This is a genomic window from Shewanella sp. DW31 (assembly GCF_015767295.1).
Lineage (GTDB): Bacteria > Pseudomonadota > Gammaproteobacteria > Enterobacterales > Shewanellaceae > Shewanella > Shewanella oncorhynchi.
Map to the genome: position 1 here is coordinate 377531 of NZ_JADWMP020000001.1, position 21599 is coordinate 399129.

The 21599-nt window shown below is 45.8% G+C and carries 19 protein-coding genes; all 19 read right to left on the bottom strand.

Annotated elements, in window-relative coordinates:
* Nucleotides 1–61: 61 nt before the first annotated feature.
* On the bottom strand, nucleotides 62–865 hold the full coding sequence (locus GWI56_RS01585; RefSeq protein WP_173247534.1) for a DUF1338 domain-containing protein: 804 nt from the start codon (nucleotides 863–865) through the stop codon (nucleotides 62–64).
* 209 nt (nucleotides 866–1074) lie between these two features.
* Nucleotides 1075–2535 (bottom strand): succinylglutamate-semialdehyde dehydrogenase, encoded by a 1461-nt coding sequence (gene astD / locus GWI56_RS01590; RefSeq protein ID WP_173247537.1) that lies wholly within the window; start codon nucleotides 2533–2535, stop codon nucleotides 1075–1077.
* A gap of 9 nt (nucleotides 2536–2544) precedes the next feature.
* A complete protein-coding gene (astA, locus tag GWI56_RS01595; protein ID WP_198571947.1) occupies nucleotides 2545–3564 on the bottom strand; it encodes an arginine N-succinyltransferase in 1020 nt (339 codons plus the stop codon).
* 127 nt (nucleotides 3565–3691) lie between these two features.
* Entirely contained in the window at nucleotides 3692–4909 is a 1218-nt protein-coding gene (locus GWI56_RS01600) for an aspartate aminotransferase family protein (protein WP_105250267.1), read from the bottom strand.
* Nucleotides 4910–5217: 308 nt separating this feature from the next.
* Nucleotides 5218–6129: an alpha/beta hydrolase gene (locus GWI56_RS01605; protein WP_198571948.1), complete on the bottom strand. Its 912-nt coding sequence runs from the start codon at nucleotides 6127–6129 to the stop codon at nucleotides 5218–5220.
* A 54-nt stretch (nucleotides 6130–6183) separates the two neighbouring features.
* Nucleotides 6184–7329: an HDOD domain-containing protein gene (locus GWI56_RS01610; RefSeq protein ID WP_198571949.1), complete on the bottom strand. Its 1146-nt coding sequence runs from the start codon at nucleotides 7327–7329 to the stop codon at nucleotides 6184–6186.
* 205 nt (nucleotides 7330–7534) lie between these two features.
* Entirely contained in the window at nucleotides 7535–10015 is a 2481-nt protein-coding gene (locus GWI56_RS01615; protein ID WP_198571950.1) for a prolyl oligopeptidase family serine peptidase, read from the bottom strand.
* A 179-nt stretch (nucleotides 10016–10194) separates the two neighbouring features.
* Nucleotides 10195–10779 (bottom strand): aminodeoxychorismate/anthranilate synthase component II, encoded by a 585-nt coding sequence (locus GWI56_RS01620; RefSeq protein ID WP_198571951.1) that lies wholly within the window; start codon nucleotides 10777–10779, stop codon nucleotides 10195–10197.
* Between the two features lie 179 nt (nucleotides 10780–10958).
* Nucleotides 10959–11396, bottom strand: coding sequence for a ClpXP protease specificity-enhancing factor (locus tag GWI56_RS01625; RefSeq protein WP_105250272.1), 438 nt, complete (start codon nucleotides 11394–11396; stop codon nucleotides 10959–10961).
* Nucleotides 11396–12025 carry a stringent starvation protein SspA gene (sspA, locus tag GWI56_RS01630; RefSeq protein ID WP_006080065.1) on the bottom strand — a complete coding sequence of 210 codons (630 nt, stop codon included), beginning with the start codon at nucleotides 12023–12025 and terminating at the stop codon, nucleotides 11396–11398. The genes GWI56_RS01625 and sspA overlap by 1 nt, the downstream gene beginning before the upstream one ends.
* Before the next feature lie 96 nt (nucleotides 12026–12121).
* A complete protein-coding gene (locus tag GWI56_RS01635; protein ID WP_198571952.1) occupies nucleotides 12122–12820 on the bottom strand; it encodes a cytochrome c1 in 699 nt (232 codons plus the stop codon).
* Nucleotides 12820–14034, bottom strand: a complete 1215-nt coding sequence (locus tag GWI56_RS01640; RefSeq protein WP_105250274.1) for a cytochrome bc complex cytochrome b subunit — start codon at nucleotides 14032–14034, stop codon at nucleotides 12820–12822. Before GWI56_RS01640 ends, GWI56_RS01635 begins: the two co-directional genes overlap by 1 nt.
* A complete protein-coding gene (gene petA, locus GWI56_RS01645) occupies nucleotides 14034–14624 on the bottom strand; it encodes a ubiquinol-cytochrome c reductase iron-sulfur subunit (protein ID WP_006080059.1) in 591 nt (196 codons plus the stop codon). The genes GWI56_RS01640 and petA overlap by 1 nt, the downstream gene beginning before the upstream one ends.
* A 370-nt stretch (nucleotides 14625–14994) precedes the next feature.
* Complete coding sequence (gene hflC / locus GWI56_RS01650) at nucleotides 14995–15888, bottom strand: protease modulator HflC (RefSeq protein ID WP_113939145.1); 894 nt, start codon at nucleotides 15886–15888, stop codon at nucleotides 14995–14997.
* Nucleotides 15889–15891: 3 nt separating this feature from the next.
* On the bottom strand, nucleotides 15892–17031 hold the full coding sequence (gene hflK / locus GWI56_RS01655) for an FtsH protease activity modulator HflK (RefSeq protein WP_028761770.1): 1140 nt from the start codon (nucleotides 17029–17031) through the stop codon (nucleotides 15892–15894).
* Nucleotides 17032–17067: 36 nt separating this feature from the next.
* Nucleotides 17068–18375 carry a ribosome rescue GTPase HflX gene (gene hflX, locus GWI56_RS01660; RefSeq protein ID WP_028761769.1) on the bottom strand — a complete coding sequence of 436 codons (1308 nt, stop codon included), beginning with the start codon at nucleotides 18373–18375 and terminating at the stop codon, nucleotides 17068–17070.
* Nucleotides 18376–18398: 23 nt separating this feature from the next.
* Entirely contained in the window at nucleotides 18399–18671 is a 273-nt protein-coding gene (gene hfq / locus GWI56_RS01665) for an RNA chaperone Hfq (RefSeq protein WP_006084207.1), read from the bottom strand.
* Nucleotides 18672–18763: 92 nt separating this feature from the next.
* Nucleotides 18764–19690 carry a tRNA (adenosine(37)-N6)-dimethylallyltransferase MiaA gene (gene miaA / locus GWI56_RS01670; protein ID WP_198571953.1) on the bottom strand — a complete coding sequence of 309 codons (927 nt, stop codon included), beginning with the start codon at nucleotides 19688–19690 and terminating at the stop codon, nucleotides 18764–18766.
* A complete protein-coding gene (mutL, locus tag GWI56_RS01675; RefSeq protein WP_198571954.1) occupies nucleotides 19683–21599 on the bottom strand; it encodes a DNA mismatch repair endonuclease MutL in 1917 nt (638 codons plus the stop codon). Before mutL ends, miaA begins: the two co-directional genes overlap by 8 nt.

A 21599-nucleotide genomic window follows, 5' to 3' on the forward strand; every position in this document is an offset into this window, starting at 1 on the left:
TCCATAAAAAACGCCATCGAATTGATGGCGTTTTTTTTATGCAGAAAGCAATTTGAGGACGTTAGACTTTATTCACATTGGTGCTTTCAAAAATCTTGTCGGCAGACGCCGCCACAAAGCCGGTGTAGAGCTCGCCATTAGCCATAGGATAACGTAGTGCAAACTCATAGAAACAGCTTGGGATTTCCACTGTCGCGTCAGTAAATTCAACACCAATCTTATCGGCCATAGTCGAAGACTGTTCTAACAAGACTTCTGGCGAACCTTTGATCTCGCCACCTGAACTATTGAGCAAAAAGCCAGCTTGCTTCAGAGCATCATTCACTGACTCTAAAGTCTCAAAACCGTCGAGGTGATTGATAGACACAGTGAAATGGTTAGCGCGATAACCAAAAGCCGCTACCCAAGCTGCATATTCACTCTCAGTTAATAAGTCCTGATAGGTTTTAGCATCTAAAGACCAATGACGGCCTGAGTAAATAAAGTTGTCAGCGGTCGTCGCTGCAGCATCCACTTGGGCGATTAAGCCTCGAATGGTGTCTTGCAGCGCAGGGCTAAATTCTTCAACTAACAGCTCAGAGATAAACACTTTAGGCTGAGTCGAGTCTGGATGTTCAAAATGCTTAGCGATCAGTTTTTTCTGTTCAAACTTATAATCACCGCAAGGTACATAACCTAATGAAGTGAAATGCTTAGCCAGTACGTCCAAATTCACCTTAGCGATATTGAAAGTACGCAGGGCAATATGGTCGTTGATGATCGGCTTACCATGACCCAACAAAGCGTGCACTTTTGCCGCTGAAGGGGTCATTTGAATATAGTCTTGCCACAGAGCGGCAAATAACGCGTTGATGTCGGTATGCATAAAAACTCCTTTTATTGTGCTGCGGTTATTGCTGTTATTTTGCCGCAAACACTAAATGTAACGACCTAAATGCCACTGTTGCAGCGTCACACATACCCACAGTAGAAACTTAAGTAACGTCACTGCTTGTTATTAAAAAGGAAGAACATTAGTCCTTCCTCCTCTTTCCCACATATTCTTTACCGCATAAAAGTCAAATCCCTACCCGCTTACAAGCTCAAACCTGGGCTTAATGTCGCGGGTAAACTCACGGCATCAGCCTCGACCGAAGCGACCGGATAAGCACAGTAATCGGCGGCATAGAAAGCACTCGCTCTGTGGTTACCCGAAGCCCCAACACCACCAAAAGGTGCCGCGCCCGATGCGCCAGTGATTTGTTTGTTCCAGTTAACAATCCCAGCACGAATACGCGCGAGGAAATAATCATAATCTTCACGGCTATCGGCAAGTAATCCCGCAGACAAGCCGTAACGCGTTTGGTTAGCCAATTTGATCGCTTGATCGAAATCACTATAACGCACCAGCTGTAGCAGAGGTCCGAAGTATTCTTCGTCCGGCAATGCATCGATCGCTGTCACATCGATAAGGCCAGGAGACACTAAGCCTGTACCCGCTTCTAGATGGGTCAACTCGACCAAAGACACGCCGCCTAAGTTCAACAGATTCGCCTGCGCCGCAACCATACCCTTAGCGGCAGTTTCAGAAATCATTGAGCCCATAAAAGGTTGTGGCTGCGCATTCCAAGGACCGACTTTAATCTGTTTAACCGCATCGACTAACATGGCAATCAGCGCATCGCCCTGCTCGCCTTGCTCGACATATAAACGGCGCGCACAAGTACAACGTTGGCCAGATGAAATATAAGCCGACTGCAAAATATCGTGCACTGCGGCCTTAATATCCTGCACACCTTTGATGATCAGTGGGTTATTACCCCCCATCTCAAGTGCTAAAATCTTGCCCGGATGACCCGCATATTGTTGATGTAAAAAATGACCCGTGCGTGAGCTACCGGTAAAGAACAGACCATCGAGCTGCGGGTGTGAAGCCAGCGCTTTACCCGTATCCACCTCACCTTGGACTAAGTTGAGCACGCCAGCAGGCAGACCTGCTTTATCCCATAGGCTGACCATCAACTCGGCGACTTTAGGCGTGAGCTCTGAAGGTTTGAAAATCACGGTATTCCCAGCCAACAGCGCAGGGACTATGTGGCCGTTCGGCAAATGACCAGGGAAGTTGTAAGGGCCGAAGACAGCCACAACACCGTGGGGCTTATGGCGGATAACCGCACGTCCTGCTGGCGTATCGTTGGCTTCTGTGCCCGTACGTTTATTGTAAGCCGCAGCCGATAAAGCAATTTTGCCTATCATGGCGCCGACTTCAGTCGCGGTTTCCCACTGAGGTTTACCGGTTTCTTGGGCAATTGTTTCAGCCAGTTCCGCTTTATTGGCTTCGAGTTGGCTGCGATACGCTTCAACTATGGCTAAACGCGCATCAAAACCTAACATAAACCAATCAAACTGTGCGGCGCGCGCGGCATCAACGGCGGCATTAACTTGTTCTGCAGTGGCCGTTTTACCGGTCCAAATAGATTGTGCATTGGCAGGGTTAATTGAGGTCACGTCATGACCTTTGCCAGCATGCCACTGGCCTTGAATATAATGTGTCATTGGTTATTCCTACATTGCCAAAATACGGATTTGATCGCCTTTTGCGAGTAACAAACCCGCGGCCAGCTCAGGGCTAATGATGATATGTTCGGATTTGTCGTCCACGGCCAGTGCAGCAGACGTCGCTCGATAATTGGCTAATTGGGTATTTGAGATAATAAATTGAGTGTCGGCTTCGACCATGTCACCAATATCGACGGTCAATAAACGGCTTTCACGCACGCCGCGAATGTCCGATAAACGACACTCAACCGTTGGACCACCATCGAAAATATCCACGTAACCGCGGCATCGAAAGCCTTCGGCCTGCAGTAGACTTAATGCGGGACGGGTATTGGTATGCACTTCGCCAATCACTTTCTGCGCTTCTTCCGGCAACAGACAAACGTAGACAGGATTTCGTGGCATCATTTCGGCCATAAATGCCTTTTTACCTAAGCCAGAAAGATAATCCGCCTGAATAAAATCTATGCCCAAAAAGTGTTTTTGCAACCAACCATAGAAAGGTGAATGCCCCTCGGCGTCGCTTACACCGCGCATTTCGGCAATCACAGTTTCGCCAAAACGCTTCGCATGTTGCGCTAAAAACAGAAAGCGACTGCGGGATAACATACGGCCATTGTTGCCCTTGCGATACGCTTCACGCAAAAACAGCGTGCACATCTCAGCAGCCCCCGTGTAGTCATGGCAAAGGGTGAGGGTTTCGACCTCGTTACGCACGTCAATTTGCTCAGAATGATAGACTTCGGTACCGAGTCGATAATGGTAGAACGCATCTTCCATTCCCACCGCCGCTTCGATGGCGCACGTTCCCACCACTTCACGGCTGTCGGTATCTTCCAGCACCATCAGATAACCTTCATCGAAGGGAGTCTCTACGGCTTTGACGAATGAGGCTTCGGCCCGAGCAATCTTATGCCTGAGTAAATCCGCATTCACAGGTAATGACGTAAAACCATGACCAGACTCTTCGGCAATTTGATATAAGGCCTCAAAATCACCAGCCTGAATAGGACGTATGATTAACATCTTAGTGTCTCCTCACTTTAGCTTACCGTGCATCAAGGCACCTCTCTTTAAAAAGACAGGCAGTGATGCAGGTAAGTATTCCCTGACAAAAAAGGAGTGCGAATAAATTCAGCACTCCTTTGGTCATTTAGGCGGCAGCTATGCTCGCCACAGCACGTTCAAAACGAGCTAGACCTTCAGCAATATCTGCCTCAGGGATCACCAGAGAAGGAGCAAAACGCACCACGTTAGCACCCGCCATCAGGCTCATTAAGCCTTCAGCGACAGAGGCCACCAAAAAGTCGCGTGAACGACCTTGGTATTGTTCATTAAGAACGGCCCCTAAGAGTAAACCTTTACCGCGTACTTCTGAAAAAACATGATATTTTTCATTGATTTTGTTCAAACCATCACGCAATAACTGCTCGCGATGTTTTACGCCATCTAACACTTCAGGTGTGTTCACTACATCTAACACAGCATTACCGATAGCGCAGGCTAATGGGTTACCACCGTAGGTAGAACCGTGAGTGCCCACTTTTAAATGCTCGGCAATCTCAGCCGTTGTCAGCATAGCTGCGATAGGAAAACCACCGCCGAGCGCTTTAGCTGTGGTTAAGATGTCAGGCACGATTTCAGTACCCATGTAAGCGTACAGTTCACCAGTACGGCCCACACCCGTTTGGACTTCATCAAAAATCACTAGTGCATTGTGCTTATTAGCCAATTCACGCACGGCTTTTAGGAATGCAGGATCGGCATCGATAATACCGCCCTCGCCTTGCAGCGGCTCAAGCATGATGGCGCAAGTCTTGTCCGTCACTGCGGCTTCTAAGGCGGCAACATCGTTAAATGGCAGGTGAGTAATGCTCTGCGGCTTAGGACCAAAACCATCGGAATAGGCAGCTTGTCCACCGACACTGACGGTGAAGAATGTACGGCCGTGGAAAGCTTTATCGAACGCTATGATTTCATCTTTCTCAACGCCATGTTTTTCTAAGGCATAACGACGGGCAAGTTTTAATGCGGCTTCGTTGGCTTCGGCGCCAGAGTTGGCAAAATACACTTTGTCGGCAAACGTGCTATTAACTAATTTAGTCGCTAATGCCAAGGCTGGCTCATTCGTCATTACGTTTGACAGATGCCATAATTTTTCACCTTGTGTCTTAAGGGCATTCACAAGGGCTGGATGACAGTGACCTAAGCAATTTACCGCAATACCGCCAGCAAAATCGATAAACTCGTTACCCTCTTGGTCCCAAACTCGGCTTCCTTCGCCACGAACAGGGATCACAGCAGCAGGCGCATAATTAGGCACCATCACTGCGTCAAACTGGGCACGGTCCAACTTCATATCAACGCTCATTCTTCTTCGTCCTTTGTGTTTGTTTAACGGCGCCTTGCACCGTCAGAGTCCCATAGGTATCTTTATCTAGAGTTAGTGATACTGGGATTGCTTGTGTCTATTAATAACCATTATTAGCGAAAATGTGATCAAAATACCAGTTTTTCACAAACATCAATCCACGCACTTCCACCCAAAGTGCATAAAGATTGCAGTTTAAGAACTATACAAGCGGTTAAGCCCGTGGCTTACAGCATAATTAGTCAGAAAAAAAGTTATTTACCCCTCATTTTGCTAGCTATTCACTGAATGTGAATAACTACACCATTTTAACGAATCAAGTGTGAAAGCACAAAATGGCCAATTTTCGACCTCACTTCAAGGGCTTCGGGTAATAAATTGAACAGAGGAAACACATGGGGCATGTTAGGGTAAAAGCAGCCCGTTATCTCACCACCACAGGCTTTTATTTGGGCGACTAAACGTTCAGAATCCTGTAATAATAACTCCCGCGTACCCGCAATCACTAAGATAGGCGGCAGGTCTGCCAAGTTCCCCTGTAAGGGGGAAACTTTTGCCGACATAGGATCGGCCCCCGCAAGATAAGCGCCACGTAAGCGCAGCAATGCCTCTATGGTGAAGAAGGGATCGTCGGCTGCGAGTATCAACTCAGTATCCCCCGTAAGAGCTAAGTCTAACGCGGGCGATAGTAAGATACAGGCGGTCGGTAAAGGCAGGCCTAAACGCTTTAATTCCAGCAACAAACTCAGTGCTAAATTGCCGCCCGCCGAGTCACCCATGAGGATCAAATTCTCCGTGCCTTTCAGCTCAATTAACCGCCTATAGGCTTCAAGCACATCATCAAATGGCGCAGGGAAAGGATGCTCAGGTGCGAGACGATAATCAGGAATATAAGCATCTAATTGACAACGCTGGCAGATATCTGCGACCAGTCTTGCATGGGCATGGGGCGTTTTAAAACAGAAGCCTCCGCCACGGATATAAAACAGACTTCCAAGGTGAGGAGGTTCGTTGAGAAGCACATAATGTAACAAGTTTGAGTGTTGTAAGGGGATGGTAGCGCTGACTAACTTATCCGGCCAAGGGAGCCAACGTCTATCAAGCTCAAGCAACTTTTCACGCACTTGCGCTAAGGGCATTTTGGCCTGTCCACGACTGATGGATGGCCTAGCGACATAGGATAAAATGGTATTTAGTACAGATGCTTGCCAGCTTGGCATATCCCTTCCTCTACTTAAACGCCGCAATCATGGCGCTACGTAGCAGACCGTGGATTACAGCAGATCTAACTTCCTATAGTTTTGTGCTTTTAAGCGCAGTACTTCTTGCTCAGTTAACTCATAATAATCAAACATTAAGTGCTTTTCTTGGGGATCGATTTGACGCATTTCTTCGAGCAATACCACTTTAGCATAACAGTTTGCCCGTGCGACTAATGCCGACTGAGGCGACAATTCTCGATAACTTAAGGTTTGATCTAACTCCTTTAACAACCGAGTTAAGGGACTCGCTTCAAACTTAAGTAACTCTAATAATTGCCAATTAAGTTTAAGACCATGGCTTAACACTTGTTCAAACACGGCCTTAGCAGGAAACTCAGTGGCAATCACCGCATCATACACTTCCTTATCACGGCTGCTACTGGCTTCTCTTATCCAAGATCCCCATGTTTGATCAAATAAACGGGCACTTAAACTCAATACAACGGATGTGCCTAACTGATTAAGTAAGGCACTACTATAAACCAAGGCTGAGTCAGTATTATGAAGCTGAGCTAAAGCATTTGCAGCTATGCCACTGACTATGCTGTAGCGCCATAATTTACGGGTAGTCCATAACAACTTAGCATTGCCACTAGGAAGCCAATTTCGCAAACAAAAGTAAGGGATAATGGTGCGAAGGTTTTCGATACCGATGTAATTCATCACTAATTTGATATCAGTGACCCGCACATCTGAGCTCTGAGACCGGCGAGCGCGAAAAGATGGGCTGTTGACCATGTTGGTTAAGTCGCGGCACAACCAACTTAAGTTACTGATCAGTGGTCTTAATCGCGTTGCATCGAGATTTTTTGCCAGCAATAATTCCAGCAAGAGGATTTGCGACTCATTGATATCTGACTTAGCCAGAACAGATTCAGGGGACGCGAGTTGATGCTCGATGGCGTTAATGACAGTTTCATGCAACTGGCTCGATACGGCTTCAAACACTTCTTTAGCTTTAATTTGTTTCATCAAACGCACCAAAATCGCTTCGCGTTCAACATCTAACTTATTTGCATCGGCCTCTAATTCAAGGTCGAGTTCATCCAAAAGAGTCGGGCTCGCTTTTTGCTTTCCGAGGATCAATTGTTGATAGAGTCTATGCTCTATCTCTATAATTTTGCCGGGTCTTACACCGCCCGCAACCGAAATCGCCACTATAAATCTTTCCTATATCGCTAATGCCCGAGTGACGTCAACACAATCAAACTCTCAAAATCATTACAATTTCAGCACATACACTTAATCTTAGCAATAATGCAAAGTCGCAGAACGCAAACAAAGAGTTATATCGGATATTTCCTAGTCAGTTACCCAATAAAAAGGCCTCGACTAGGAGACCTTTAAAAGAAATCGAACTGAATTATTTGAGTTCTTGTTCAAATAACTTATAGATGCGGCGGTATTCATCTAACCAGCTAGAAGGTTGACGGAAACCATGGGGCTCAACAGGATAAATCGCCATTTCAAAGGTTGGTTTTTCCAGTTCAATGAGGCGCTGTACCATACGCACACTGTCTTGGAAGAAAACGTTGTCGTCCATTACGCCACTCATGATAAGCAGTGGTTTCGTTAATCCTTGGGCATGCTCAATAGGAGAGCTGCGCTCATAGGCGATAGGATCGACATCAGGCGTATTTAAGATATTAGAGGTATAAGGCGCATTATAATGTGCCCAGTCCGCCACAGGACGCAATGCCGCTCCAGCTTGGAACAAGTCTGGCGCGGTAAGCAAAGACATGAAGGTTAAGAACCCACCGTAAGAGCCACCATAAGTCCCGACACGCTTAGTATCGACATGGGTATGAGTCGCCATCCACGTAACGCCATCCTTTAAGTCTTCCACTTCTGGATGACCCATATTGCGATAAATAGCGGTGCGCCAATCTCGGCCGTAACCTTTAGAGCCACGGTAATCCATGTCCATCACAACATAACCTTGTTGAGTCAGCAGGTTGTGGAACATAAACTCGCGAAAATAACCGCTAAAACCATAATCGGCATTCTGCAGATAACCTGCGCCGTGATTGAAAATCACCGCAGGATATTTCTCAGCGCGGGACTTATCATAGCCTTGCGGCAGATAAACTCGAGCGTACACATTGCCAGCACCATGATTTGAAGGTACTGCTACCACTTCTGGCGCTTGCCATGGGTAATTTTTGAAGGCATCACTGGTATAAGACGTCAGCTGCTTTAACTCGCCGCCAATGGGTTGAACATAAAGCTCATTTGGCTGAGTACGGCGTGAAGCATTGAGTAATAGCTGAGTGCCATCGGGGCTTAAGCTGTAATCTAAGTTGCCATCCCACTGGGTTAGTTGCTCATTTTTACCTGTGGCAAGATTCACGCGGTGAACGTTATAAATGCCGGGGTGACTCTGGTTCGCTTTGTAATAGATGTAATTGGCATCTGGTGACAGCGTAATATCACTCACCACAAACTTGCCTTGGGTTAACGCACGCGGCTTTTCGCCTTGAGCTTTAATATAAAGCTGCGAATAACCGGACTCTTCTGACAAGTAATACAAGGTATCCGTATCCAGTAACCAACCGAATTGGTTGTAGTCGTAATTCACCCATGCATCATCATGCAAACGATGTTCGGTAATGAATTTACCCTTAGCAAGATCGACACTGGCGATCCAGCGATCTTTGTTATCAGTTGCTTCTAGCATCAGGGCTAATTTATTTTCCGACTCATGCCATTGAATCGCACTCTGAGTCCAGCCCCAATCCTGCATCAACTGAATTTTACGTGGCGATTTAGTACTTTGATAAGTTTCGCCTTTCGCTTTAGCATTTTCAGCTTTCACTTTGGCTAGCACATCTTCATCAAAACCAGTAAGGCCCTCGATTGTGATATCGACTTTTTTATGTTGGTTTAAATCAAGCACAGCAAAACGTTGCCCTGGTGGCGTATCTTCAGCCACGCGCGCACGCACTGGCACAGGGTCGATATAACCTTCGCTACCTAAGTAATTAGGCATGATGTCGTGTTCGCTGCTACCTGTGTAATTTTTATCTGTAAGCGCGACTAAAATATAGCGGCCATCGGGTGATAAACTCAGCTCTGACACCACTTCGCTATCACCTAAATACCAAGTGCTGGCGGCGAGCGTTGGATCGTTTTTTTGTAATTCATCTTGGTACTGCGCTTTAGCTTTAGCATTTTCTTGCTGCAGCGCTACATACTGAATCAATCTGTGCTGTTGTTTTGCAATATAAGACGTCGGCTCTTTTACCGCTTCTGGTGCTTTCGCCATTTTAATTTCAGCAAGTTGCTCGACTAAGCCTGAATCTTGATGAATTTGGAAAACATTGTCGCCCTGCCAATAGGCAATATCGCCATTATTGAGATAACGCACACCATCGATGGCGGTGCGCTGGCGAGTCAATTGGCTGATCTTACCCGTGCTTAATTGCTTAACAAAAATGTTGCCTTGATATAGGTAAGCCTTGTGGGACTTAATGCGATCGAACACGCCAAACTGCTGATCTGCTGCATGTAACTTATCGAGCGCTAGCTCGACGGCGCGACTGTCATTGATGCCTTGCTGATAATAGCTACGCAGAGGTGAAGCACTCGCTTGGCGGGCAAATAGCACGCTTTGGCTATCGTCGCTCCAGTAAGCCTCTTTGGCAAAGATCCCCATCCAATCAGGATTTGCCATAATTTGATTAAGCGTAAGCGCCTGTGAAACTTGTGGCGGTTGGGCTAAGGGAACTTGGAATGCTGGCGGAGCTATTACGGGAGTTGCAGTTTCAGTCGATGTCGCTGCGCACCCTGCCAATACGGCAACCGCTAACGCACTAAAACCCAAATTTCGCATTACGCTTCTCATTTATCCTTCCTTTTATTGTTATCGCAATGACTAAATGACCCAGTCTACTTATCTGCTGGTTTCGCCTATTCGCGTAGTTTTGCGGCAGTTATAGCATAGTTAATCGCTAAACTTGCTTAAAAGAAGGATAAATCTTGTAACAGAAATTGATAGTGTGGAGAGTTTTTAAGGCGAGGAAATTATACGGGCACAGCCGGTTGCGCTAAAAAATTGGCTAACAGTTCGAGACCTTGCTCGGTGAGAATTGATTCGGGATGAAATTGCACTCCATAAAGCGGTAAGTCTTGATGGCTCATGGCCATGATTTCTCGGCCGTGAATTGCATCGTCAAACCAAGCATCGAGTACAAAACCTTCAGGCACAGCATCAACCAGTAACGAGTGATAACGTGTCACGGTTAAAGGCTGATTTAATCCCTTAAATAACCGCTGTCCAGTGTGCGTAATGGCACTGACCTTGCCGTGCATCACCCGTTCGGCACGCACCACATTGGCACCAAAAACCTGCGCCATCGCCTGATGCCCTAAACAGACACCTAAGATTGGCATGCGCGCAGCAAAATGCTCAATCGCCGCAAGGGAAATTCCCGCCTCATTGGGAGTGCAAGGGCCGGGCGAAATCACCAGATGAGTCGGCGCAAGTGCTTCTATGTCGGCTAGGCTAATTTCGTCATTACGCTTAACCACTATCTCTTGCCCTAGCTGCTGAAAATACTGCACTAAGTTAAAGGTGAAAGAGTCGTAATTATCGATCATTAGCAACATACAAGATCCATTGGTCTAAATGGGTAAAGGTAACGCATATCTAACGGATGAATGCGGGCGCAAATGCTATCACACCTTGTACTTAAGGTTTAACCAATTGTGGGGATTAAAATACAGCGACAAAAAAGCCAGTCATTAGACTGGCTTAGTTTTTAAACGACTTGGGCATTTCACCACAGTTATTTAACCACAGTTAAATGACTGCGACGTTTAGGGGGCTCATCTGTCGGTTCAAACGCTTTATCTGTTGTTTCAACAACAGATAAAGATGAATCGACTTCATCGTCCATCAGATAAGCATCTTCGATATCGAAGACAGTGCCAGCACCGTTTTCACGGGCATAAATAGCGACAATCGACGCCATTGGCAACATCACCTGCTGAGGAACACCACCAAAACGCGCATTGAACTCCACACACTCATTGCTAATTTGCAAATTGCCCACTGCGCCAGCAGCAATATTCAACACTATCTGGCCATCCTTCACGTATTGCTGCGGTACTTGAGTGCCTTCAACAAAGGCATCAACCACAACGTGAGGAGTCAATTGGTTGTCCATCAACCAATCATAGTAAGCCCTTAGTAAATAAGGACGATTTGGAGTCAAAGGTTTCATTACATACCCATGCGCATTTCGCGTTCGGCTTCAGTTAAAGAAGCTTTAAACGATTCACGCTCAAAAATACGTGTCATATACGCTTTGATATCTTTAGCTACACGGCTATCTAGCTCAATACCTAATACAGGTAAGCGCCACAACAATGGGCCAAGGTAGCAATCCGCTAGACCAAATTCTTCGCTCATGAAGTAAGGCACTTCACCGAAGATAGGCGCAATTGCGATCAGGCTTTCAGTCAACTCTTTACGAGCCGCTTCAACACGATCACCTTTACGGATACGGTCAACGAGCGAATACCAGTCAGTATCGATGCGATGCATCATCAAACGGCTTTGGCCGCGAGACACTGGATAAACTGGCATCAAAGGCGGATGAGGAAAACGCTCATCCAAATATTCCATGATAATGCGTGATTCGTATAAAACGAGTTCACGGTCTACCAAAGTTGGCACTGAGTTATATGGATTTACTTCGAGCAAATCCTCAGGCATTTCGTTAGGGTCGACCTGTAAAACATCAACAGTAACCCCTTTCTCAGCTAACACGATACGTACTTGATGGCTATACAGATCATCAGCACCTGAAAACAGTGTCATGATAGAGCGTTTGTTGGCAGCAACAGCCATTGATACCCTCCAGAATCGAAATAAAACAAAAGTAAACGAGGGGCAAAGCCCCCCGTTTACACTATGCGGATATTACATTTTACCCGTTATTGGTGCCTAGTGTACATCTTTCCAATACTCTTTCTTCAAGAGGTAGGCCACAATAAAGAATATAAATAGGAATCCGAGTACCCACCAGCCCATAGCTTGACGCTCTAGCTTAACAGGTTCAGCCGAATAAACTAAGAAGCCAGTGATATCACGTACTGCTTGGTCGTATTCTTCCGCACTCAATTTACCGCCAGTCACCACAATAGTGCCATCTTCTTGTTTAACTGGTGTGCCTTGTAACTCTTCGAGTACATGTGGCATACCAACAGATGGGAATACTGTGTTATTCACACCAAATGGGCGACTTGGATCTTTATAGAAGCCTTTCAGATAGGAATAAACCCAATCTTCACCACGCACGCGAGCAACTAAAGTTAAGTCTGGCGGTGTAGCACCAAACCATTTAGCAGCATCTTTAGGTGGAATAGCGTTTTGCATCAACTCACCAATTTTAGCATCGGTGAACATATACTTATTACGCATATCATCCGCAGAGATACCGATATCGGTCGCTACACGTTCATAACGTTGATACTGAGTGCTGTGGCAACCAGAACAGTAATGTTGGAACAGGTCCACACCACGCTCTAAAGAAGCTTTATCATGCAGATCAACATTGGCATCTTCTAAATGAATTTTATGTCCGCTCGCGGCCATAGCCAACGTCGGCAACAAGGTAACTAATGCAATCAATAATTTTTTCATTAGTGTGTCAACCTCGCTGGAACAGGTTTAGTTTTTTCATTCTTGCTGTATACCCACAGCGCCACAAAGAAACCAAAGTAAGTGAAAGTAAACACCTGTGCAACTATCGTCAGTGTCGGCGTGGCAGGCACTACCCCTAAATAACCCAATACTATGAAAGATATAGCAAATTGAGCAATGTTCAGCTTATGTAGCGTACTACGGTAGCGAACTGACTTCACTTTACAGCGATCTAACCAAGGCAATACGAACAGTACTGCAATCGATAGACCCATCATTATCACGCCACCCAATTTATCAGGCACAGCACGTAAAATGGCGTAAAAAGGAGTGAAGTACCAAACGGGTGCAATGTGTTCAGGAGTCTTCATCGAGTTAGCCGCTTCAAAGTTTGGCTTTTCAAGGAAGTAACCACCGCCTTCAGGAATAAAGAACAACACATAGCAGAACACTATCAGGAAGCCCGCGACACCCATGATGTCTTTTACAGTGTAATATGGGTGGAATGGAATACCGTCAACTGGCCAGCCATTTTCGTCTTTGTTCTTCTTAATTTCGATACCGTCAGGGTTGTTAGAACCCACTTCATGCAACGCAATTAAGTGTAAAAACACGAGTACGACTAATACTAGCGGCAGAGCAATAACGTGCAGCGCAAAGAAACGGTTCAGCGTTGCGCCAGAGATCACGTAGTCACCACGGATCCACAGGGTTAAGTCGTCACCAATAACTGGAATCGCACCGAACAGAGAGATAATTACCTGCGCGCCCCAATATGACATTTGACCCCATGGCAGCAAATAACCCATAAAGGCTTCGGCCATCAACACGAGGAAAATTAACATACCGAACAGCCACAGTAGTTCTCTAGGCTTCTGATATGAACCGTAAATTAAACCACGGAACATGTGCAGATAGATCACAACGAAGAAGGCTGATGCACCCGTTGAGTGCATATAACGCAGCAACCAACCGTATTCAACATCACGCATTATGTATTCAACAGAGGCAAATGCGCCTTCTGCTGTTGGTACATAGTTCATCGTCAACCAGATACCTGTCAGTAATTGGTTAACCAATACCAACATCGCTAGCGAACCGAAAAAATACCAAAAGTTAAAGTTAGTTGGCGTAGCGTATTGGCCCACGTGACGGTTATAAGTCGCCGTCATTGGGATACGCGCATCAATCCAATTAATTAAATTCTTAACCATTACGCCACTCCTTTATCTACACCGATAATCACGGTGCCATCATCAACGTATTGATGTGGAGGGATAACTAGGTTCAATGGAGCAGGTACGCCTTGGAAAACGCGACCAGCCATATCGAACTTAGAGCCATGACATGGACAGAAGAAACCAGAAGTGACACCTTCAACTTGCTCACCAAATGAATCTGGCAAATAAGTAGGTGAACATCCGAGGTGGGTACAAATACCGACAGCAATAAAATACTCTGGCTTAATTGAGCGCAAAGGATTTGTTGCATAATCAGGCTGCTGCATCTCAGCAGAAGCAGGATCTCTTAACTTATCATCATGTGTTGGCAGTTCATTGATCACAGCATCTGTGCGACGGACAACCCATACAGGTTTTCCACGCCACTCAACACGGATCAGCTGACCTGGCTCTACTTTACTGATATTTACTTCGACCGGTGCACCTGCAGCTTTCGCTTTGGCACTCGGATTCCATGACTTGATGAAAGGAACCGCTACAGCGACGGCACCAGCACCACCTACTACGGCGGTTGCGGCTGTCAGGAATCTGCGACGTCCGGTATCGACTGGCGCATTGCTCATCCACTTATCTCCCAGAGGGTGTTGGAATTTTTATATTTCAAAGACTTTCAGCCCTTAGTCATCACTAGGGTCAAAAATCGAAGTTTGAAGCGGGGCTCATTATAGCTAAAAATTAGAAGCAGATCATAGTGAAAACACGCAAGTAAGTTAGGGAGATTGCGTGTTTTTTAAAAAAAGCCTAAAAAAGACCCAACTATTAACCCATTTTAATTCATTTGGATCATATTTTAAGCTTCTTGTCTGTGACATCGGCATAAAGCATGCATCGCTAATATAAATTAGCCCAGACTTTTCAAACTAAGTTAACAATCGCCAGATAAAAAAATAGGCCCTGAGTAACAGGACCTATTAAATCAATACTTTTAATGCATTACTTCTTAGGTGCAGTGCTCTTCATATACTTGAAGAATTCGCTATCAGGCTCTAACACCATAATATCGGACTTGCCTGAGAAGCTGGCTCGATAAGCCTCTAAGCTACGAACAAAACCGAAGAACTCAGCATCTTTGTTGTAAGCATCAGAATATATCTTCGCTGCTAACGCATCTCCTTCACCTCGAATGGTTAAGGCTTTACGTTCAGCTTCGGCAATCTTCACCGTCACATTGGCATCTATCGTTGCACGAATAATTTCAGACTGTTCTTTACCTTGCGCTCTATGCTCTTTTGCCACAGCTTGACGCTCTGCACGCATACGCTGGTAAATACTGTTACTGACGTTAGCCGGTAGATTGATTTGCTTTACACGCACATCAACAACTTCAATACCTAAGTCTTTTGCACTTTCTGAGGCATTGGATAACGCATCATTTTGCAGTTCATCACGCTTACCAGAAACAATCTCTCTAATAGTGCGACGACCAAACTCTGTGCGTAAATCGTTGTTGATCTTACGTTGTAATAGCGATTCTGCATTCGACTTAATACCACCGTTTGTAGACAGGTAATATTTTTCGAAATCCATAATGCGCCACTTCACATAGGAATCGACCATAAGGTCTTTCTTCTCTGAAGTTACAAAACGATCAGCTGCACCATCAAGTGTTTGAATACGGGCATCGAGTAATTTTACTTTATCGATCACAGGCACTTTCATGTGCAGGCCTGGGCCGTAGACGCGGGTGACTTGCTTACCGTCAACGTCGTCTTTTAAAATTTCACCGAAACGCGCCACAATAGCGCGCTCGCCTTCATTCACCACCATTAAAGATGACAAACCAATACCTAAGAGCACGGCGATAAGAATAACGCTTAATCTACCCATGGATTACTCCCTCCCTTGGCGAGTACGATCATCGCGGGATGGACGTCCACTCAAAGGCTCATTCGCGCGAGTCGTTGATACAGATGAAGAATTAACATTTTGCTGTGGCTTAGCTTCCAGCTCATTTGTCGCAGGCTTCTGCTGAATTAACTTATCTAGCGGTAGGTACATTAAGTTGCCGTTGTTCTTAGCATCAATCAGCACTTTATTCGTATCTGTCATCACTTGCTGCATTGTATCAAGATACAAACGCTTACGAGTCACTTCAGGCGCAGCTTGATACTCTGGTAATAACAACTCAAAACGAGCCACTTTACCGCGAGCTTCTAAGACTTCACGCTCTTTGTAAGCATTCGCTTGTTGTGCCATACGTTCAACTTCACCACGAGCTTTTGGTTCAATTTCACGGGCATAAGCTTCAGCTTCACGAATAAAACGTTGTTCATCTTCTTGGGCAGAAATCGCATCATCGAAGGCGTCTTTCACTTCTTCTGGCGGACGTGCCGGTAAGAAGTTTACGTCAACAACAGCAAGACCCAATTTGTACGGTTCAAGAATGCGCTCTAACTCTTTCCACGTATCGCGACGAATAGCATCACGGCCCGTAGTCAGAATATCATCCATCTTGTTATGTCCAATGACATAACGCAGTGCACTGTCAGTCGCTTCACGCAAACTGGCGTTCGCATCGACGGCACTAAATAGATATGAGTAAGCATCTAAAATACGATACTGAACATCAAGCTCAACTTTCACGACGTTTTCATCGGATGTCAGCATGCTACCAGACGCAGGAATAGAGCGAACCGATTGAATGTCGACGGGATAAATTTGGTCGATAAATGTGGCTTTCCAATGAAGTCCAGGGCCAATTTCGCCAGCGTGTTTACCAAATCGCAGTGCCACACCACGCTCAGCTTCTTTAATTGTATAAAAACCCGAAAGTCCCCAAACAACTACAGCAACAGCAAGAATGATGATTAGGCTAAACGAACTAAAAGACTGGCCTGAGCCATTTCCTTTGCCGCCAAAGCGCTTTGAAAGATTACGAAAAACCTCGTCAAGGTCCGGTGGTCCTTTGTCGTTACCACCTTTATTTCCCCAAGGATCATTACCCTTGTTACCGGGCTCGTTCCAAGCCATTTAGCACTCCATAAGTGGATGAAATAAATTAGATTATTAACAAACAGCTTCATCTATCGAATCTTCGAAGATGAAGGTTTCTAACTCACCCTGACTCTGTTTTGTTAATCGGCGCCAATCGGCGTCCGATAAACGAACAGACAAAATACAGTTCCCCAGATCGTCGTACTCTTTCTGCTGTATCGCATCCAGTCGATAAAACTGGCCAAGATAATGTCCAGCAGTTGCCGGAATTCTAAGTGTTAGCTCTTTAATCACCTCACCAATAAGCTCAGTGATGGCTTTCAATAGCAAATCAAATCCTAAACGCTTCTGTGCTGAAACCCAAACTCGAACGGGTTTGCCTATGTCGTTATATTCAATTCTTGGCGTCACATCTTCGAGTAAATCGATTTTGTTACAGACCACGAGTTGCATGACTTCATCGGCTTGGATGTCTTTCAGTACAGATTGAACCTGATCAAAATTATCCGCCATGTTTTCATCTGCACAATCAACTATGTGTAGTAATAACTCAGCTTGCCTTGTCTCTTGTAAGGTTGCCTTAAATGCAGCAACGAGATCATGGGGCAAATGACGAATAAACCCGACAGTATCCGCTAATATCACGGCACCATCAGGTAAATCTAACTTTCTTAGCGTAGGATCGAGTGTGGCAAATAGCTGATCTGCAGCATAAACATCAGATGATGTTAGGGCATTAAACAGCGTTGATTTACCCGCGTTTGTGTAGCCGACTAATGAAACTGTCGACAAATCACTACGCTTACGTGCACGTCGACTCTGTTCACGTTGCTTATCAACTCGCTCTAAGCGTTTGTTGATATTTTTAATTCGTCCTCTGAGCAAACGTCTATCGGTTTCGAGCTGGGTTTCCCCTGGACCACGTAAACCAATACCGCCCTTTTGCCTTTCAAGATGCGTCCAACCACGGATCAGGCGAGTCGACATATGGCGCAATTGCGCTAGCTCCACCTGTAACTTACCTTCGTGAGTTCGCGCTCTTTGGGCAAAAATATCGAGAATAAGTGTCGTACGGTCGAGCACACGACACTGACACACTTGCTCAAGATTACGCTCTTGGGCTGGACTCAATGCATGATTAAAAATCACCACATTGGCTTCAGTCGCCGCCACTAATGCAGCTAACTCTTCGGCTTTACCAGAACCCACAAAAAATTTGCGATCCGGTGAACGTCGACTTCCAGTAATCACCCCGACTGATCTTGCCCCAGCTGATTCTACTAATAGCTGCAGCTCGACTAAATCTTCTCGGCGTTCCTCATCGGAAAAGTCGATATGGACAAGAACCGCAGTTTCTCCCGCCTCATAACGATCAAACAAGAAGCAAACTCCTCAGATAATACTTATTCGCCACTAGGCGCATCATCTTGAGCACCATATCCGCCTTGGGCATTTTGGTGACCAGTAACGTTGAATGGGCGTGCCGGCACGACAGTAGAAATAGCGTGTTTATAAACCATTTGGCTCACTGTATTTTTCAACAGAATGACAAATTGATCAAACGACTCTACCTGTCCTTGGAGTTTAATGCCGTTAACCAAGTAAATTGATACAGGAACGCGCTCGCGACGCAATGCGTTCAAAAATGGGTCTTGTAAAGATTGCCCCTTAGCCATTTTATTATTTCCTTTTTAATTTATATAAAATAAATCGATATCAGTGATAGTTTTTTGTTTAGTTTTAGTATTATACAGCAAGGGCTAATAAGCTAGCGGCATTGACGCATAAGTATAACTAAATTCCCCTCAGCACCACTTTCAAGCCAATTCAACTCTGGCCAACTCCGCAACCATGTTAATTGACGCTTAGCCAATTGCCTAGTAGCAGCAACCGCTTTTTCGACCATAGTATCATAGTCAAACTCACCATCTAGGTATTGCCAGCACTGTCGATAACCGACACAACGCATTGAAGGCAAGTCTAAATGCAAGTCTCCGCGGGCTTTTAGCTCTGTGACTTCCTCAATAAAGCCCTGTTTGAGCATAATCGCAAAACGTTGCGCTATTAAGTCATGTAACACTTTGCGCTCGCGCGGTGCAATAGCAAACTGCACTACGTCATAGGGCAAGGGAGCTGACTTGGTCTGAGTCAACTCAGTCATGCTCTTGCCGCTTATTCTATAGACTTCCAGCGCTCTTGAAAGTCTTTGTGGATCATTAGGATGAATTCTTTCTGCCGACACGGGATCTATCACCCTTAATTGGTCATGCAGTGCTTCCCATCCCTTTTCATCCGCCTCCGCTTGGATCTCGGCCCTAATGGCCTCATCCGCACTCGGCAAAGGTGACAAACCTTCGAGTAACGCTTTGAAATACATCATGGTTCCGCCAACTAATACTGGCGTTTTCCCCATGCTGACAATCTCTTCTATCTGGGCTATGGCATCGGCTCTAAAGTCGGCTGCCGAATAGCTTTCACTGGGATCACGAATATCAATTAATCTGTGCGGCCCGCGAGCCAGTTCGTCTGCTGAAGGCTTGGCACTGCCAATGTCCATACCACGATAAATTAATGCCGAATCGACCGAAATAATTTCACAGTTATGCTTTTCGGCCAATTCTAATGCTAAAGCTGTCTTACCTGAGGCCGTTGGCCCCATCAAAAATAACACTTTAGGCTGTAATTCTTTATTCACTTGCTTGCTCTTCTAGCCACGATTGCCAAGGTAAGAATATCGCTTTGTTGGCAATAAGCTGTTTTTTCTCTTCAGCTAACTGCGAAAATGCTGCCCAGACTTCTGGTGCCGAAACGAATCCCGTTAAACTGTGTTTTGTCAACCAAAACGCCAATGCGCTCGGCGCAGGTGTTTCAAAACGTAGTGATTGTAGCCATTCAGGGATCACTTTGGCTAACTGGCTCTCTCTGATATATGGGGGCACTTTTTTAATAATCAACTGCTGGTAACGAATTGTTAGTTCTAAACCTAATTGGCGGATCAGCGTGTCGTGTTCAGTGAGCACAGCCTGCCAATCCGCATCAGCCGCGACAGACACTGGCATCAATAAAGGCTGACCAATTAACCCAGTCGCTAGTTTAGCTTCAATCTCTTGGCATCGCGTCGCCAATGCTACTGATTTTATTGATAATAGACTGAGTTTATCTTCCGACGTCATCACCCAATATTGCCCATCTAATATCGATGGCATAGGTAACACAGACTGATAATCTTGATCTTTTACACTGTAAGAAGGGGTTTGCAGTAAAGCACCATAACTTGCTATTGCCGCCTTTGACGGTAATTCAGTACGTTGTCGAGATTCACCTGCAGAATAACTGCCACGGCTGCTGTCCTTTGGCGTTGTCATGCTGCCAAAAGCATTGGTTTGAGTGCCAAAACTGGCGCCTTCTCGTCCTGCGCCTACAGACTTTACTTGAACGGCAGGGGCAACTGCATCTTGAGCAGACTCAAGTGTATCAGTTTGCGCATTAACTTGAGCTGAATCAGCGCCAAGTGCAAAAGGAGCAGATATTTCAGCTGCGCTTGTTGGAGCATCCACAAACACATCTTCAACCTCATCCAAAGAACTAGAGTGAACGAAGTTGAGCTCTCCTGCTTCTTCCAGCGCCGATTGCAATGCTTGCAGAATATAATCATGCACATAGCGACTCTGATGGAATCGCACCTCATGCTTAGCGGGATGTACGTTAACATCCACTTGATGGGGATCGATATCCAACATCAGCACGTAGCCGGGTTGTTCAAGTTCTGCTTTTTGGGCAAAGGCTTGACGCACTGCATGATTGACCAAGCGATCACGGATAAGGCGTCCATTGACATAAAAGTAATGGGTATCACTGATAACCGGTGACCAAGGTGACTGCAAATAGCCACTGAGGCGCAAATCATCGTGTTGGCATTCAATCTTAAGCGCTTGCTCGGCAAATGGACGGCCACACACTTGCGTCAAACGCTGTAAATACTGGGCTTCATTCACGGCGGGACGATAATTACGTACTATCTTACCGTTATGCGTCAGCGTGAAATGGATATCGCCGCGCACTAATGCAATGCGCTTTAACCATTCATCGATATGGGTAAATTCAGTTTTGTCACTCTTTAAAAAGCGTCTGCGAGCCGGTGTATTAAAGAATAAATCCACCACTTCAATCGTCGAACCAACAGGATGCGCGGCGGGCATCACTTTAACTGCCATGTCGGCACCTTCAGCATGGGCTTGCCACGCTTCGGTTTGCTCAGCCGTGCGTGACGTTAAAGTTAAACGTGAGACTGAGCTGATACTGGCTAGCGCTTCACCACGGAAACCAAAACTAAGGATCGCTTCGAGATCGTCTAAAGTGTGCAGCTTTGAGGTCGCATGGCGCGATAAGGCCAGCGCGAGTTCATCTTTAGGTATGCCAGAGCCGTTATCGCGAATTTTAATCAGCTTGCTGCCGCCTTTGTCGATTTCAATATCGACTCGGCTCGCTCCTGCGTCAAGGCTATTCTCGACCAATTCTTTGACTACGGAAGCGGGTCTCTCAACCACTTCCCCCGCCGCAATTTGGTTGGCTAATTGCGGAGGCAGGATCTGAATGCCCATCAT

What these genes read in the sequence shown, in the direction of transcription:
- GWI56_RS01585 (WP_173247534.1), bottom strand. Translation starts at nt 865, where the DNA reads ATGCATACCGACATCAACGCGTTATTTGCCGCTCTGTGGCAAGACTAT.
- astD (WP_173247537.1), bottom strand. Translation starts at nt 2,535, where the DNA reads ATGACACATTATATTCAAGGCCAGTGGCATGCTGGCAAAGGTCATGAC.
- astA (WP_198571947.1), bottom strand. Translation starts at nt 3,564, where the DNA reads ATGTTAATCATACGTCCTATTCAGGCTGGTGATTTTGAGGCCTTATAT.
- GWI56_RS01600 (WP_105250267.1), bottom strand. Translation starts at nt 4,909, where the DNA reads ATGAGCGTTGATATGAAGTTGGACCGTGCCCAGTTTGACGCAGTGATG.
- GWI56_RS01605 (WP_198571948.1), bottom strand. Translation starts at nt 6,129, where the DNA reads ATGCCAAGCTGGCAAGCATCTGTACTAAATACCATTTTATCCTATGTC.
- GWI56_RS01615 (WP_198571950.1), bottom strand. Translation starts at nt 10,015, where the DNA reads ATGAGAAGCGTAATGCGAAATTTGGGTTTTAGTGCGTTAGCGGTTGCC.
- GWI56_RS01620 (WP_198571951.1), bottom strand. Translation starts at nt 10,779, where the DNA reads ATGTTGCTAATGATCGATAATTACGACTCTTTCACCTTTAACTTAGTG.
- GWI56_RS01625 (WP_105250272.1), bottom strand. Translation starts at nt 11,396, where the DNA reads ATGAAACCTTTGACTCCAAATCGTCCTTATTTACTAAGGGCTTACTAT.
- sspA (WP_006080065.1), bottom strand. Translation starts at nt 12,025, where the DNA reads ATGGCTGTTGCTGCCAACAAACGCTCTATCATGACACTGTTTTCAGGT.
- GWI56_RS01635 (WP_198571952.1), bottom strand. Translation starts at nt 12,820, where the DNA reads ATGAAAAAATTATTGATTGCATTAGTTACCTTGTTGCCGACGTTGGCT.
- GWI56_RS01640 (WP_105250274.1), bottom strand. Translation starts at nt 14,034, where the DNA reads ATGGTTAAGAATTTAATTAATTGGATTGATGCGCGTATCCCAATGACG.
- petA (WP_006080059.1), bottom strand. Translation starts at nt 14,624, where the DNA reads ATGAGCAATGCGCCAGTCGATACCGGACGTCGCAGATTCCTGACAGCC.
- hflC (WP_113939145.1), bottom strand. Translation starts at nt 15,888, where the DNA reads ATGGGTAGATTAAGCGTTATTCTTATCGCCGTGCTCTTAGGTATTGGT.
- hflK (WP_028761770.1), bottom strand. Translation starts at nt 17,031, where the DNA reads ATGGCTTGGAACGAGCCCGGTAACAAGGGTAATGATCCTTGGGGAAAT.
- hfq (WP_006084207.1), bottom strand. Translation starts at nt 18,671, where the DNA reads ATGGCTAAGGGGCAATCTTTACAAGACCCATTTTTGAACGCATTGCGT.
- mutL (WP_198571954.1), bottom strand. Translation starts at nt 21,599, where the DNA reads ATGATGGGCATTCAGATCCTGCCTCCGCAATTAGCCAACCAAATTGCG.